Source organism: Streptomyces gottesmaniae (genome assembly GCF_031845845.1).
Classification (GTDB): Bacteria; Actinomycetota; Actinomycetes; order Streptomycetales; family Streptomycetaceae; genus Streptomyces; species Streptomyces akebiae.
On record NZ_JAVRFJ010000005.1, the window covers coordinates 189,897 to 204,478 of the forward strand.

At 72.4% G+C, this 14,582-nt stretch carries 12 protein-coding genes; 7 read left to right on the forward strand and 5 right to left on the reverse strand.

The window, feature by feature from the left end; all coding sequences use genetic code 11:
* Positions 1–3: 3 nt before the first annotated feature.
* Positions 4–711 (reverse strand): TetR/AcrR family transcriptional regulator, encoded by a 708-nt coding sequence (locus RM704_RS08300; RefSeq protein WP_033531585.1) that lies wholly within the window; start codon positions 709–711, stop codon positions 4–6.
* A gap of 63 nt (positions 712–774) precedes the next feature.
* On the opposite strand from RM704_RS08300, the gene RM704_RS08305 reads away from it, so the two are divergent.
* The 3 genes from RM704_RS08305 to RM704_RS08315 all read left to right on the forward strand — a co-directional run bounded on the left by RM704_RS08305 (position 775) and on the right by RM704_RS08315 (position 3,881).
* A complete protein-coding gene (locus tag RM704_RS08305) occupies positions 775–1,743 on the forward strand; it encodes a daunorubicin resistance protein DrrA family ABC transporter ATP-binding protein (RefSeq protein ID WP_033531584.1) in 969 nt (322 codons plus the stop codon).
* Positions 1,740–2,522, forward strand: coding sequence for an ABC transporter permease (locus tag RM704_RS08310; RefSeq protein ID WP_033531583.1), 783 nt, complete (start codon positions 1,740–1,742; stop codon positions 2,520–2,522). The genes RM704_RS08305 and RM704_RS08310 overlap by 4 nt, the downstream gene beginning before the upstream one ends.
* A gap of 135 nt (positions 2,523–2,657) precedes the next feature.
* Entirely contained in the window at positions 2,658–3,881 is a 1,224-nt protein-coding gene (locus tag RM704_RS08315) for a CaiB/BaiF CoA transferase family protein (protein ID WP_052146478.1), read from the forward strand.
* Between the two features lie 48 nt (positions 3,882–3,929).
* Here the strand turns inward: RM704_RS08315 and RM704_RS08320 are convergent, their stop codons facing one another.
* From RM704_RS08320 to RM704_RS08330, 3 genes are all read right to left on the reverse strand, one after another.
* Entirely contained in the window at positions 3,930–4,196 is a 267-nt protein-coding gene (locus RM704_RS08320; protein WP_033531581.1) for a hypothetical protein, read from the reverse strand.
* Positions 4,197–4,311: 115 nt separating this feature from the next.
* Positions 4,312–5,124, reverse strand: a complete 813-nt coding sequence (locus RM704_RS08325) for an anti-sigma factor (RefSeq protein ID WP_033531580.1) — start codon at positions 5,122–5,124, stop codon at positions 4,312–4,314.
* 34 nt (positions 5,125–5,158) lie between these two features.
* Positions 5,159–5,701, reverse strand: a complete 543-nt coding sequence (locus tag RM704_RS08330; protein WP_033531579.1) for a sigma-70 family RNA polymerase sigma factor — start codon at positions 5,699–5,701, stop codon at positions 5,159–5,161.
* A gap of 233 nt (positions 5,702–5,934) precedes the next feature.
* On the opposite strand from RM704_RS08330, the gene RM704_RS08335 reads away from it, so the two are divergent.
* The 4 genes from RM704_RS08335 (at position 5,935) to RM704_RS08350 (ending at position 13,622) form a co-directional block, all read left to right on the forward strand.
* Positions 5,935–7,458, forward strand: a complete 1,524-nt coding sequence (locus tag RM704_RS08335; RefSeq protein WP_033531578.1) for a DUF4331 domain-containing protein — start codon at positions 5,935–5,937, stop codon at positions 7,456–7,458.
* A gap of 138 nt (positions 7,459–7,596) precedes the next feature.
* Positions 7,597–10,053, forward strand: coding sequence for a tetratricopeptide repeat protein (locus RM704_RS45525; RefSeq protein ID WP_438828904.1), 2,457 nt, complete (start codon positions 7,597–7,599; stop codon positions 10,051–10,053).
* Positions 10,050–11,786, forward strand: coding sequence for a HoxN/HupN/NixA family nickel/cobalt transporter (locus RM704_RS08345; protein WP_033531577.1), 1,737 nt, complete (start codon positions 10,050–10,052; stop codon positions 11,784–11,786). Before RM704_RS45525 ends, RM704_RS08345 begins: the two co-directional genes overlap by 4 nt.
* Positions 11,787–11,858: 72 nt before the next feature.
* The gene (locus tag RM704_RS08350) at positions 11,859–13,622 is read left to right on the forward strand and encodes a serine/threonine-protein kinase (protein ID WP_033531576.1); all 1,764 of its coding nucleotides are present in this window, start codon (positions 11,859–11,861) and stop codon (positions 13,620–13,622) included.
* Positions 13,623–13,700: 78 nt separating this feature from the next.
* On the opposite strand, the gene RM704_RS08355 is transcribed toward RM704_RS08350, so the two are convergent.
* Positions 13,701–14,507 (reverse strand): SGNH/GDSL hydrolase family protein, encoded by an 807-nt coding sequence (locus RM704_RS08355; RefSeq protein WP_033531575.1) that lies wholly within the window; start codon positions 14,505–14,507, stop codon positions 13,701–13,703.
* Positions 14,508–14,582 lie beyond the last annotated feature (75 nt).

Genomic DNA, 14,582 nt, shown 5'->3' on the forward strand with positions numbered 1-14,582 from the left:
GCTCTACGGCGCGAACGACTCCAGCACCCGGTCCAGCATCCACTCGAACGCGGCCTCCAGATCGATCGGCCCGGAGTCCTCCATGAACGCCGCCGCCAGCCGCGGGTACGCGCCGCTCGCGATCTGCTCCCCGAGGTACGCGATCCGGACCTCGTTCTCCCGTTCCTCCGACCACGGCAGCGACCGCACCCGCTCGGCGGTCGCCAGCTCGTTCGCGACGTAGGTCGTCACGCACCCGTTCAGCATCCCCAGGAGCTGCATCTTCGTCCCGTACGGCGCGTCGAGGGAGTCCATGCAGGTCATGCAGTGCTCCAGATACCGCAGCCCGTGGGGGCTGAAGCCGTAGACCGGCGACATCAGCCGGGGCATCCAGGGGTGGCGACGCAGCAGGTCACGCGTCTGATGGGCGACCCGCCGCAGATCGGCCCGCCAGTCGCCGCCCGGCTCCCACAGCTCGTGCTCGCCGGCGACCGCGTCGACCATCAGCTCGTACAGGTCCTCCTTGCGCGGCACGTAGTTGTAGAGCGACATCGTGCCGCAGCCCAGCTCCGCGGCCACATGCCGCATGGACACGGCGTCCAGGCCGCCCGCGTCGGCGAGCCGTACGGCCGCCGCCGCGATGTCCGCGCGGCTGAACGCTGGTCTCGGCCCCCGGCCGGTGCGTTCGGGGCGCGCCCAGATCACTTCGGGTCGGGCCGCTCGGCCAGCCATCGATCATCACCTCGGCCACCATCCTAGTTACGTACAGCGTACGTAATGCGCTATGGTCGCCCCATGATTACTACGTACGCTGTACTTAGTGAGGGTCTGGAGAAGAGCTTCGGTGACGTCCGTGCCGTGCGCGGCCTCGATCTGGCCGTGGAGGAGGGCACGGTCGTCGGGATGCTCGGCCCGAACGGGGCGGGCAAGACGACGGCCGTACGGCTGCTGGCGACGCTGCTGCGGCCGGACGCGGGATCGGCGCGGATCGCGGGCCACGACCTCGTGCGGGAGCCGGCCGCGGTCCGGCGGGCGATCGGGGTGACCGGGCAGTACGCGTCGGTCGACGGCGACCTCACCGGACGGCAGAACCTCCGGCTGTTCGCCCGGCTGCACCGGGTCCGCGACGCGGCGGCCCGCGCGGCCGAGCTCCTCGACCGCTTCGGTCTGACCGAGGACGCCGACCGGCCGGCCTCCACCTACTCGGGCGGTATGCGCCGCCGGCTCGACCTCGCGGCCAGCCTCGTCCGGCACCCGGCGGTGCTCTTCCTCGACGAGCCCACCACCGGCCTCGACCCGGTCAGCCGGAACCGGACGTGGGAGGCCGTGCGTGCCCTGAAGGCGGAGGGGACCACCGTGCTGCTGACCACGCAGTACCTGGAGGAGGCCGACCAACTCGCCGACCGGATCGTGCTGATGGACCGGGGCCGGATCGCGCACAGCGGTTCGCCGCCCCAGCTCAAGGCGCTCATCGGCTCGTACGCGGAGGTCGTCGTGGCCCACGCGGACGCGATGACCGCCGCGGCGGGCGTGCTGGACCGACTCACCGGCGGGCGACCGACGTTCGACGACGACCGGCACGCCGTCGGCGTGATCGCGCTGGACCCGACGCTCACACTCCCCCGGCTGGTGCGCGAACTCGACGCGGCGGGTGTGCCGTTGCTCGACGCGAGCCTGCGCCCGCCCACCCTCGACGACGTGTTCCTCCGCCTCACCGAGGGCGGCCCGGCGGACCTCCACGACCTCGAGGAGCGTGCGGCATGAGCGCGTTGGCGTACGACGGCACGGCGATGCTGGGCCGGCAGCTGCGGCGGGTCCGCAACAATCCCGGGCTGCTGATCCTCACCCAGATCATGCCCATCTCGATGCTGCTGTTCTTCGGGTACGTCTTCGGCAGCGCCCTCGCCGTGCCGGGCGAGGAGTACCGGCGGTTCCTGGTGCCCGGTCTGCTGGTGGCGACGGCCTCCGGCGGGATCATGACCGGGATGTTCCAGGCCGCCCAGGACACCCACCGGGGCGTGATGGACCGCTTCCGGACGCTGCCGATGAGCCGGGCCGCCGTGCCCCTGGGCCAGGCACTGGCGGACCTGGTGGTCACGGTCGCGGGGTCGCTGCTGTTCCTGCTCGTCGGGCTGGCGGTGGGCTGGCGGATCGAGGGCGGCGCGCTCGCGGCGGCCGGCGCGTTCGGGCTGTTGCTGCTGTTCCGGTTCGCGTGCGTGTGGATCGGCATCTTCCTGGGTCTGCTCACCCGCGACGAGGAGGCGTCCGGGCAACTGGGCGGTGCGACCTTCCTGCTGCCGCTGCTCTCCAGCGCGTACATCCCGACCGAGGGTCTGCCGGGCTGGCTGCGCACGGCCGCCGAGTGGAACCCGATCAGCGCGGTCGCCACGGCGCTGCGCGACCTCTTCGGGAACGCGGCCGTCCCGGAGGGTGCCGCCTGGCCGGTGGCGCACCCCGTCGCCGGGTCGCTGCTCTGGTGCGCGCTCCTGCTCGCGGTGTTCGTACCGCTCGCGGTCCGCACCTACGCGGCGGGCCCCAGGTGACCTCCGGCCCGTTCGGGGGACGGGCCGGAGGCCGCCGCCCCGGAGGCCGCCGGCCCCGGGCCGCCGCCCCGGGCCGCCGCCCCGGGGCGCGTGACACGCGGCACTTGCTGGTGACAACCGCGCCCCGGCGGGGACATGATCCACGGCATGCGTCCACTCCCCCGCACCGGTGACCCCCTGCCCCTCGACGGCATCACCGTCGTCGCCGTCGAGCAGGCCGTCGCGGCACCCTTCGCCACCCGGCAGCTCGCCGACCTCGGGGCACGGGTGATCAAGGTCGAGCGGGTGGACGGCGGCGACTTCGCCCGCGGCTACGACACGGCGGCCCGGGGCCTGGCCTCACACTTCGTGTGGTGCAACCGGGGCAAGGAGTCCCTCGCGCTGGATCTGAAGGACCCGCGCGGCCTGGCCGTCGTACGCCGACTGGTGGCGGACGCGGACGTGTTCGTGCAGAACCTCGCGCACGGCGCGGCGGCCCGGCTCGGCCTGGACGCGGCCACGCTGTGCGCCGCGCACCCCCGGCTGGTCGCCGTGGACATCTCGGGCTACGGGGCGTCGGGTCCGTACGCGGACAAGCGGGCGTACGACATGCTCGTGCAGTGCGAGGCCGGGCTGGTGTCGGTGACGGGGACACCGGAGCGGCCCGTGAAGGCGGGCATCCCGGCGGCGGACATCGCCGCCGGGATGTACGCGTTCTCGGGGGTGCTCGCGGCGCTCGTCCGGCGGGGCACGACCGGACGGGGCGGGCCGGTGGAGGTGTCGATGCTGGAGGCGCTGGCCGAGTGGATGGGACACCCGCTGCACCACGCCATGCACGGCGGAACCGCTCCGGCCCGCACGGGACTCGGGCACGCGGTGATCGCGCCCTACGACGCCTATCCGACGGCGGACGGCGGGCGGGTGCTGCTGTCGGTGCAGAACGACCGGGAGTGGCGGCGCCTCGCCGAACAGGTCCTGGGGCGGCCGAAGTTGGCGGACGACCCGGCCTTCGCGACGAATCCGGCCCGGGTCGAGCGCCGGGAACGTACGGACGAGCTGGTCGCGCAGGCGCTGGGGCTGCTGGACACCGACGAGGCGCTGGCGCGACTGGAGGCGGCGGGGATCGCCTGTGCTCGGCTACGGGATGTGACGGAGGTGGCGGAGCATCCGCAGTTGGCGGCCCGGGACCGGTGGCGGGAAGTGGAGTCACCGGTGGGGCCGCTACGGTCGCTGCTGCCGCCCATCACGCTGCCGGGCGGGGACGAGGCGCGGATGGGTGCGGTGCCCGCGCTCGGGGAGCACACCGGGTCGCTGCTGCGTGCCGCGGGGATGACGGACGACGAGATCGCAGCGTTGCGCCGGGACGGCGTGGTGGCCTGAGCGCGGGCCTCCTGCGGGGAAAGCCCTTGGTGCTGTGGTGCGGTGGTGTTAGCGGCTGCCGAACAGCGAGCGGCGCAGCCTCTTCAGGGGGGCGAAGAGCGAGACCCGCCCGACGCGCGTGTCCTTGCGGCTGCTGCGCTCCTGCGGGGACCGTGACGTTATCTCGCGCATCAGCGAGGTCGCCTCGGCCGCCTCGCGCTGTGGCACGGCGGGGCCGCTCAGCACCGAGAGATGTCGGTCGAGGCGCGAGCTGGTCGCGCTGCTCCCGCACGTGATCGCAGGGACTCGCGCCCTGCGCACTGTTATCTGTTCCATGTCACTCCCCACCCGTACGAGTCCACCCGGCCCGGGCAGCGTAACCATATCGCCCCGTTGGAGCACTCGGGAATCACGGTCCCGGTATTCACCTACCCCGTAACAGCGTTGTTGACTACTCTCCGAATCCGACCGATTCCAGGGCGAGTTGGACAACTGGCTGGCTGGTGGGCTGCGGTGATCCACCGTCGGGTTCGACGGTCACGGCGAGTGACGTCGCGTCGGTGTTCATTCCGCTGGTGACCAAGGGCGTGTCGCCGTCGAAGAGGCCCAGGGAGCGTGGTTGCACGTCGGGGCGCATGAGCCAGAGCTGGTGCACCTGGTTCTTCGGCAGGTCCTCGAATCCGCTGAGGGTCACGATCGCGCTCCGCTCCTCAGCGGAAGCGATCACTCCGATTCTGTGGCCCTCCGCGTCCCGGTCACTGGTCGCGCGGGCGTCCGGCGCGGCGAGAACGTGGGCGATCTCACTCGCCTGTGCGCGCTCGGCGGCCAGCTCGTCGCGGGTGCGGTCGGCCTGGACGGCGAAGAGGGAGGCCACCACGAGTGCGGCGGCGGCCGTGACGGTGGCCAGCGGGACGAGCAAGGAGCGCAACCGGGGCGCACGGGCGCGCGACTTCGGCGGCGGCTCGGCGCCCCACACATGCCGCGGCAGATGCTGGGGCCGCGACGGCTGGGCGCTCCAGGACCGGTTCTCCTGAGGGGTGTTGCGCACGGCGGCGAAGACCCGGTCGCGCATCGCGGCCGGGGCCGGCACGGCCGTCGACCAGGCGAGCCGGACCGCGTCCTCGGACAGGACGCGCACCTCGGCCGGGCAGCGGTCGCAGCGGGCCAGATGCTGTTCGAAGCGGCGCCGCTCGTCGGGCTCCAGGGCGTCCAGTGCGTAGGGAGCGGCGAGCGAGTGGAGGTCCTCGCGGCGGAAGAGGCTCACTCGGCACCTCCCCCGGGCCGGCCGTACAGGGCGCTCATGCGACTCCTCCCAGGCATTCGCGCAGCCGTGTGAGTCCGTCGCGCATACGGGTCTTGACCGTGCCGAGCGGCAGTGAGAGCCGCTCGGCCACCTCACGGTAGGTGTAGCCGTCGTAGTAGGCGAGGGTGACGGACTCGCGCTGGAGGGTGGTGAGCTTCTCCAGGCAGTGGCGCACCCACTGGCGTTCGAGTCCGGCCTCGACCTCCTCGGCGACCTGGTCGAAGGCGGTGTGGTGGTTGCGTCGGCCCTCGCGCTGCTCGCGCTCGGTGGCGGCGCGGGCGCTGCGCACCCGGTCCACCGCGCGCCGGTGCGCGAGGGTGAGTATCCAGGACAGGGCGCTGCCCCGCTCCGGGTCGAACCGGCCTGCGGAGCGCCACAGTTCGAGCAGCACCTCCTGGGCCACCTCCTCCGACTGCGCCGGGTCCCGTACGACACGGCGCACCAGCCCGAAGACCGGGCCGGACACCAGGGCGTACAACTCCTCGAACGCCCGTTGGTCGCCTCCGGCCACCCGGACCAGAAGCCTGTCCGCCTCCACTCGCTCCCCCTCGCCTCCGGCCGAGCACGGCCATCCCCGCGCGTAAGGCATTCGCAACCGACCCACCTCCGGATGGGGTTACGGATCCGGAAGAGATCCGGATCAACAAATCCCGCTCTCCGCTGAAACAACCTTTCAAACGCGCCGTAAGAACGTTTGGGATTCGACCAATCCACCCTGCCGACCGCTCCGAATGGCGTTCGTCAGGCAAGTTGGGACAGAGGACGGACGGCATGACGACACCTACTTCCAGGAGCGGCGCGGGACGGCGGAGCATCGCGTCCCTCATCTGTGCTTCGCTGGCCGCCGGAGGACTCGCGGCCGCCGGCGTCACCGTGTTGCAGCCGGGGGCGGCCTCCGCCTCCAGCCACCGGGAGGCTCCGCTGATCTCGGGGGAGCCCCAGTTCGACAACACCGACGTGTACGCGTTCGTCAGCCCCGACCAGCCGGACACGACGACGGTGATCGCGAACTGGATCCCCTTCGAGGAGCCGGCGGGCGGACCGAACTTCTTCACCTTCTCCGAGGACGCGGAGTACGACATCCGCGTCGACCAGGACGGCGACGCCCAGGAAGACCTCATCTTCCGGTACACGTTCAAGACGAAGACGAAGAACGACAAGACCTTCCTGTACAACACGGGCGTCGTGGAGAGCCTCGACGACCCGGACCTGAACATCACGCAGACGTACGACATCGACCTCATCAAGCTGAAGGATCGCCGCGCGGTCTCCAAGACCAAGCTCGCGGACGACGTGTGGGTGGCGCCGTCGAACGTCGGCAAGGCGTCGATGCCGGACTTCAAGAAGCTGCGCGACGAGGCCGTGTACAAGACGGCGAGCGGGGTGACCACGTACGCCGGTCAGGCCGACGACCCGTTCTTCCTGGACCTGCGCGTCTTCGACCTGCTCTACGGCGGTGACCTCTCCGAGGTCGGACGGGACACGCTCAAGGGCTACAACGTCAACTCGATCGCGCTGCAGATCCCGAGCGAGGCGCTCGTCCAGTCCAAGGACCAGCCCATCGTCGGCATCTGGTCGACGACGCAGCGCGAGGGCGCCGACGGCCAGTACCACCAGGTGTCGCGCCTCGGCATGCCGCTGGTGAACGAGGTCGTCAACCCCATCGGGGACAAGGACAAGTTCAACGCGTCCTCGCCGGTGGACGACGCCCAGTTCCTGAAGAACGTCACCGAGCCCGAGCTGCCCAAGCTCATCGAGGCGATCTACAAGATCCCGGCGCCCAAGGAGCCGCGCAACGACCTCGTCGACGTCTTCCTCAAGGGCGTCGAGGGCCTCAACCAGCCGCCGCACGTGACCCCTTCGGAGCAGCTGCGGCTCAACACCTCCATCGAGCCCACCGCGAAGCCGAAGCGGCTGGGTGTGCTGGACGGTGACAACCAGGGCTTCCCGAACGGGCGCCGGCTCACCGACGACGTGATCGACATCGCGCTCCAGGTCGTCGAGGGCGAGCTGGTCGACGCGCCCAACGACCTGGGTGACGCGGTCGACAAGAACGACAAGAAGTTCGGCAAGTCCTTCCCGTACGTCGGTCTGCCGACGGCCGGTTCGCGGGGCAAGACGGTCAAGGGCAACACCACGAACAACGTCCGCAGCGCACTGGGCGGCGGCGTCGAGAGCGGCACCGACGACACCACGCTGATCGCCGCCTCGGCCGGCGCCGGCGCGGCCGGTGTCCTGCTGATCGGCTCGGGCCTGCTGTGGTGGCGCCGTCGGAACGACCGCGCGTACTACTAGCCGGCCCCGCGTCCGGGCCCTTCCCCATGGGGCCCGGCCGCCGTGACCGGCGCGGCCCGCTCGTATCCATCCCCCACGGCGCGGGCCGCGCCCCACGACCCCGATCACCGTACTCGGCAAGGATGTTGAGGAGAGGGCATGTCCCCGCGTACGAACGAGAGCGCGCCGCAGGACGGACGTCAGCGTCCCGACGAGGGTGCTCCCGAGCCCGACCGGGGCGACCTCGCCGAATCCGGGTCGGCGCCCGACGCTGGGTCGGCGTCCGCCACCGGGTCGGCGCGCGCCCGCGGGTCGGTGCGCGACGTTGGGGCTGCGCCCGAGGCTGGGGCCGCGTCGGAGGGCGGGGCCGCGTCGGAGGGCGGGGCCGCGTCCGACGTCGAGTCCACGTCCGGGTTCGATGCCGGGCCGAGGCCGGTGACCGACGCCGAGGCCGACGCCGCTTCGGACGCCGGAGCCGCGTCAGGCGCCGAGCCCGCCGCCGAGACCACTCGCGACAGCGAGCCCGACGCCACGTCCGACGCCGCGGCCACATCCGCATCCGCGCGTGCCGCCAAGCCGAGCCCCGTGTCCGAAGCCCCGACGGTCGCCGAACCGAACCCGGTGCCCGACACCGAGGCCAACGCCGCATCCGGCACCGGGGCGGCGCTCGACACCGCCTCCGGCACCGGGACCGCTTCAGACACCGAGCTCCCCACCCCTTCCGACGCCGCCTCCGCATCCGCGCGTGACGCCAAGCCGAGCCCCGTGTCCGAAGCCGCGACGGCCGCCGAACCGAACCCGGTGCCCGACACCGAGGCCAACGCCGCATCCGACACCGGGGCCGGCCCCGCTTCGGACGCCGGGGCCTCGCCCGACGCCGCATCCGACGCCGAGGCCGCGTCAGAGACCGAGCCCGACGCCACGTCCTGCGCCGCATCCACAACCGAGCTCGACGCCCCGTCCGACGCCGCATCCGCATCCGCATCCGCATCCGCGCGTGACGCCGAACCGAGTCCCGGCTCCGACACCGAGCCCAGCGCCGCATCCGACACCGAGCCGAACCCGGTGTCCGAAGCGGCGTCCGACGACGAGTCCGGACCCCTGTCGGACACCGACACCGACACCGACACCGGGTCCGCGTCCGGTTCCGGGGCCGGTGGCGGACCCGGAGGCGGCATCGTCGTGGCCGGGGCCGTGGCGAAGAGTGCGGTGGGGCCGGAGACCGGTCCGGTACTGGGGCGCGGGCCGACCGACGGGGCTCGCCGCACGCCCTCGCCCGAGTCGGCCCGTCGGCGGCTGGCGCGGCTCACCGCGTGCGCGGCGGCGCTGGCCGTCGCGTTCACCGGGTTCGCGGTCGCGCTGGGCGCCAGGGACGACGACCGGACGGTGGCCATGTCCTCCTCACCGGGTGTCTCGGCGGCCCAGCTCGTCGGCGGCGACCTCGACACGGCAGTCGAGCGGCTCCAGGCCCATCTCAAGGAGCAGCCCAAGGACTTCGGCTCCTGGTCCACGCTCGGCCTCGCCTACGTCGAGCAGGCCCGGGTCAAGGGCGACCCCTCCCGCTACCCACAGGCCGAGAAGGCCCTGAAGCGCTCGCTGGAACTGCGGCCGGACAACGACCCGGCGCTCGCCGGCCTCGCCGCCCTCGCCGCCGCCCGCCACGAGTTCGAGGACGCCCTGCGGTACGCCGACCAGGCGCTGAAGGAGAACCCGTACAGCGAACGGGCGTTGTGCAGCCGCGTCGACTCCCTGGTCGAACTAGGCCGCTACGACGACGCGTTGAAGGCGGTCCGCCTCGCCGACACCCGCCGCCCCGGCATCCCCGTCTTCACCCGGTACGCGTATGTGTACGAGCTGCGCGGCGACGTGAAGACCGCCCGACGCGTCCTGGAACGGGCCCTGGACTCGGCGGCCACGCGCGGTGACATCGCCTACGTGGCCACCCAGCTCGGGCAACTCGCCTGGAAGCAGGGCGACTACGAGAACGCGCTCGACCACTACGCCCGCGCCCTCGGCGCCGACGACACCTATCTCCCCGCCCTGGAGGGCCGCGCCCGCGCCCAGGCCGCGAGCGGCGACGGCGCCCAGGCGATCAGCGGCCTGGAGCAGGTGGTGTCCTCCTATCCGCTGCCGGGGCCGCTCGTCGTCCTCGGTGAGCTGTACGAGGCCGAGGGCGACAGGACCAAGGCGGGCGACCAGTACGCGCTGGTCGACGCCTACACCGCCATCGCACGCTCCAACGGCGTCAACGCCGACCTCGACACCGCTCTCGCCGCCGCCGACCACGGGGACACCAAGGCCGCACTGCGGGCCGCCGAGGCCGAGTGGAAGCGCCGGGAGACGGTGCACACGGCGGACGCCCTCGCCTGGGCGCTGCACGTCAACGGCCGCGACGAGGAGGCCCTGCCGTACGCCCGCCGGGCCACCGCCACCGGCTACCGGGACGCGACGTTCCTGTACCACCGGGGCATGGTCGAGTACGCGGCCGGCGACAAGAAGGAGGCCCGCGCCTCGCTGAAGGCGGCGCTCGACCTCAACGCCGGTTTCTCGCCGCTCGGCGCGGCCGAGGCCCGAAAGACCCTGAAGGCACTGCAGGCTCTGGAGACCACCAAGTGACCCCTCCCCGGCGCGTGTTCGCCACCGGCACGGCGGTCCTCCTGGCCGCCTGCACGCTCGTCCTCGCCGGACCCACCGGTACGGCGAGCGCCCACCCCCTCGGAAACTTCACCGTCAACCGGTACGACGGTCTGGTCGCCGCCCCCGGGCAGCTGAAGATCCTCCATGTCGAGGACCTCGCGGAGATCCCGGCGACCCAGGCCGGGCCCGCGATCGAGCGGCAGGGCATGGAGAGTTGGGCCCGGGAGCGGTGCGAGAAGGCCGCCGAGGGCAGTGAGGTCACCGTCGACGGGGGTGCCGCCGAGGTGGCGCTGAAGTCGAGCCGGGCCGAGGAGCGGCCGGGCCAGGCGGGCCTGAAGACTCTGCGGGTGGAGTGCCGGTTGACGGCCCCGCTGCCGGACCGGGCCGCCGACGTACGTTTCCACGCGGCCGTGGACTCCGGGCCCGGCTGGCGTGAGGTCACCGCACAGGGCGACCGGACGACCCTGGCCGGGTCGGACGTGCCCGAGGAGTCGGTGTCGAAGCAACTCACCAGTTACCCCGAGGAGTTGTTGCAGTCGCCGGAGGACACCGCGACGGCTTCGCTCCAGGTGCGGCCGGGCGGACCGGCGCTGGCCGAGCGGGAGAACGACGCGCCCGGCGCCTCGATCCTGCCGCGCGGCGCGGACCGCTGGACCAGGGCCCTCGACGACCTGGTCTCCAGCCAGGACCTCACCTTCGGCTTCGGCGCCCTGGCCTTCGGTATCGCCCTGTTCCTGGGCGCCATGCACGCGCTCGGTCCGGGCCACGGCAAGACCCTGATGGCCGCGACGGCCGCCGCGCGCGACCGGGCCCGGATGCGTGACGTCCTGCCCATGGCCGCGTCCGTGACGGTCACCCACACCCTGGGCGTCGTCGCCCTCGGCCTCCTCGTCCTGGCCGGTTCCGCCGCCGCCCCGTCCGTGATCACCTGGCTCGGCATCGCGAGCGGCCTGTTCGTGATGGGAGCGGGCATCACCCTCGCCCGCCGCGCGTGGCTGAACCGCAAACTGGCGCTCACCCACACGAGCGGGCACGGGCACGGGCACGACCACGGCGACGGACACCCCCACTCGCACGACCACAAGCCGGAGCCCAGCCGGGAACTCGTCCTCGCCCAGGCCGCTCCTTCACACACCCACGCGCACAACGAAAGCCACACGCACACCCCCACGTCGGTCGCCCCCCACGACCACGGGCACACCCACGGCCACACCCACGAGCCCGACGACCACCAGCCAGACCACGACCACCACCACGCCGACGTTCACCACCACGCCCACTCCCACACCCCCCAAGAGAAGCGCTCCCTCTTCGGCGGCGGAGTCACGCACACCCACGGCGGCTTCACCCACACGCACCCCACCGCCCCCACCCTGCGCGGCACGATCCTGCTCGGCTTCGCGGGCGGCATGGTGCCGAGCCCGTCGGCCGTGGTCGTCCTGGTCGGCGCGGCGGCGCTGGGCAAGGCGTGGTTCGGCCTGCTGCTCGTGCTGGCGTACGGCATCGGGCTGGCGCTCACGCTGACGGCGGCCGGGTACGCCGTCGTGAAGGCGGGCGGCTGGGTGACGCGGGTGATGGACCGGGGCGAAGGCCGGCTGGGCGGGCCGACGGCCGCGCTGGTGCGCAGGACCGTGCCGCTGGCGTCGGCTCTGCTGGTCGTCGCGCTCGGGGCCGTTCTGGTGTTCAGGGGGGCAACATCCGCACTGGGCTGAGCTACTTTTGGGGAGAAATCGCACGGAGTGGAGATTCCGGGCCGATGCGCGTGCGGATGCGAGTGACGGGGGATGGCCGTGTCCGAAGAACCGGGCAGTGAACGGGTGATCGCGGGCCGCTACCGGCTGCTGACCCCGCTGGGCGAGGGCGGCATGGGCACCGTGTGGCGGGCCCGCGACGAGGTGCTGCACCGCGAGGTCGCCGTCAAGGAGGTGCGGGCGCCGGGCGGTATCGCCGTCTCCGACGTGGAGCGGATGTACGCCCGTCTGGAGCGGGAGGCGTGGGCGGCGGCCCGGGTCGCCAACCGCAATGTCGTCACGGTGTACGACGTGGCCATGGAGGACGGCCGCCCGTGGATCGTGATGGAGCTGGTGCGCGGTCTGTCGCTCGCCGACCTCCTCGACGGCGAGGGCCCCCTCCCTCCGCAGCGCGCCGCGCACATCGGTGCCGAGGTGCTGTCCGCGCTGCGCGCCGCGCACGATGCCGGGGTGCTGCACCGGGACGTGAAACCGGCCAACGTGCTCATCTCCAACGACAACCGGGTCGTGCTCACCGACTTCGGCATCGCCACGGTCGAGGGCAGTTCCGCGCTGACCATGACCGGTGAGGTCATCGGCTCCCCGGAGTTCCTCGCCCCCGAGCGGGCGCTCGGCCGGGCGTTCGGCCCCGAGTCGGACCTGTGGTCGCTCGGGGTGCTGCTGTACGCGGCGGTCGAGGGCAACTCGCCGTTCCGGCAGAACACTCCGCTGAGCACCCTGCGCGCGGTGGTCGACGAGGAGCTTCCGCCGCCGCACCGGGCCGGTCCGCTGGCCCCGGTGATCGAGGGGCTGCTGCGCAAGGATCCGGCCGAACGGATCTCCGCCGAGCAGGCCGAGCGGGATCTGCGGATCATCGGCGCCGGGGGCACCCCCTCCGGGGGAGTCGCCCCGCACTCCGGCACGGTCGCCACGGCCCCGTACAGCCCGACGGTGGCGGCCTTCCCGAGTCCGGGCGCGCGGACCGGACCGGGGCCGGGCACGAACGAGTTCGGGCCGCCGACCCCGCAGCGCCCCACCCCGGCGGCGCCCCACCCTTCCCCGGCGCCGGGCCGCGGGCCTGACCGCAACCGCCGGGCCCTCGTCTTCCTGGTCGCGGGGATCGCGGCGATCGCCTTCGCCATCGCCGGCCTGACGTACGCCCTGGTCAACCAGGACGACGGCGGGAAGGACGGCAGTCCGACCAACGGGGCGGGCACGGTGGGCGGCACCGACGACCGGACGGGCGACGACGCTGCGGGCGAGGAACCCGGCGGGGGCGACGCGACGACCGACGACGGCGACTCCCCCTCGCAGTCCCCCGACGAGCCACCGACCAGCAAGCCGCCCGCTCAGACGGTCGAGGTGACCGTCGAGGGCGTGCACACCGACTACGCGGGTTCCTGTCCGCCTCAGGACGCCGAGGCGCCCGCCTTCACCGCGACGTTCACCGTGGGCAGCGTCCCCGTGGACGTCGACTACCGGTGGGTGGCGAGGAGCGGCGAGGTCGAGGACGAGGGCTGGAAGACCCTGTCGTTCTCGTCCGGCGGCGAGAAGACCAAGCAGGACCGGGTCGTCGTCTCGACGAACAGCAGTCACGCGGACGAGATCGGCGTGGAGGTCCGGGGCCCGGTGAAGACGGAGTCCAACACGGTCGCGTTCTCGGTGACGTGCGAGTCGGAGGCCCCGACCACGGGCGGGACCTCCCCCTCCGACGACTCGGAGAACCCGGACGGTTACAGCGGCTCCGGCGCCGACTACGACGCCGACGCCGATGCCGACACCGGAGCCCTGAACGGGGCCGTCAGGCCGCGTTCTTGACCTCAGGCCGCATTCCTGACCTCAGGCCGCATTCCTGACCTCAGGCCGCGTTCCCGGCCTCAGGCCATGCTTCCGGCCTCAGGCCACGCTCCTGAACACCGGCAGATACCCGCCCGACTGGCCCGCGGCCTTCGGGTGGTACGACTCGCCGATGTTCAGCAGGTTCAGGCTGTGCAGCCACGCGCTGCCCGAGCACAGTTCGTGTCCGGTGAACGCGGAGCGGACGTCGCCGAAGGTGAACCCGTGGTCGGCGGCGCGTTTGGCGATCGCGGTGTTCAGGTAGTCGGCGGCGTTGTTGATGGCGGACCGCTTGGCCTGGGAGAGGCCGGGGCAGGTGCCGCCCAGCTGGTAGAAGCGGGGGTAGCCGAGCACCACCACGTGGGCGGCCGGTGCCTTCGCGCTGATCGCCGAGTAGACCTTGTCGAGTTGGCCGGGGAGCGTCGAGTCGACGTACGCCTTCGCCGTGTTGATGCGGGAGACGCAGGCGCTGTCGGACTGCAGGACGCACGTGGTCATGACGTCGGCGAAGCCGGCGTCGTTGCCGCCGACGGAGACGGAGACCAGCCCCGTGCCCGCGCCGAGCGGCCCGAGTTGACTCGCCAGAACATCACCCGTTCGGGCGCCCGAGCAGGCCGTGAAGTGGAAGGTCGAGGGAGCGTTGGCGGCCGCCCAGAGGTAGGGGTAGGCCTTCGTGCTGCGCTTGCAGTCGCCGCTGGAGGAGAGGTAGCTCCCCGCGCCGACACCCGACGAGTAGGAGTCGCCGAGCGCCACATAGCCGGTGGCGGCGGCCTGTTGGGACGCCTGCGCCGTCGCCGCCCCGGTGAGGCCTGCGCCGACGGCGAGGAGGAGTGAGGTCATGTATGCCGCAAGTCGGGAACGTCTCATGGAACCTCCCTTTAGCAGGATCTCTGCCTCAACCGTCGTAGCAACTACGCGTGTTGATCGGAAGTGTTCATGTCA

Bases quoted from the DNA above. Each gene is read 5' to 3' on its own strand.
- RM704_RS08300 (WP_033531585.1), bottom strand. From the start codon at position 711: ATGGCTGGCCGAGCGGCCCGACCCGAAGTGATCTGGGCGCGCCCCGAA.
- RM704_RS08305 (WP_033531584.1), top strand. From the start codon at position 775: ATGATTACTACGTACGCTGTACTTAGTGAGGGTCTGGAGAAGAGCTTC.
- RM704_RS08310 (WP_033531583.1), top strand. From the start codon at position 1,740: ATGAGCGCGTTGGCGTACGACGGCACGGCGATGCTGGGCCGGCAGCTG.
- RM704_RS08315 (WP_052146478.1), top strand. From the start codon at position 2,658: ATGATCCACGGCATGCGTCCACTCCCCCGCACCGGTGACCCCCTGCCC.
- RM704_RS08320 (WP_033531581.1), bottom strand. From the start codon at position 4,196: ATGGAACAGATAACAGTGCGCAGGGCGCGAGTCCCTGCGATCACGTGC.
- RM704_RS08335 (WP_033531578.1), top strand. From the start codon at position 5,935: ATGACGACACCTACTTCCAGGAGCGGCGCGGGACGGCGGAGCATCGCG.
- RM704_RS45525 (WP_438828904.1), top strand. From the start codon at position 7,597: ATGTCCCCGCGTACGAACGAGAGCGCGCCGCAGGACGGACGTCAGCGT.
- RM704_RS08350 (WP_033531576.1), top strand. From the start codon at position 11,859: ATGGCCGTGTCCGAAGAACCGGGCAGTGAACGGGTGATCGCGGGCCGC.
- RM704_RS08355 (WP_033531575.1), bottom strand. From the start codon at position 14,507: ATGAGACGTTCCCGACTTGCGGCATACATGACCTCACTCCTCCTCGCC.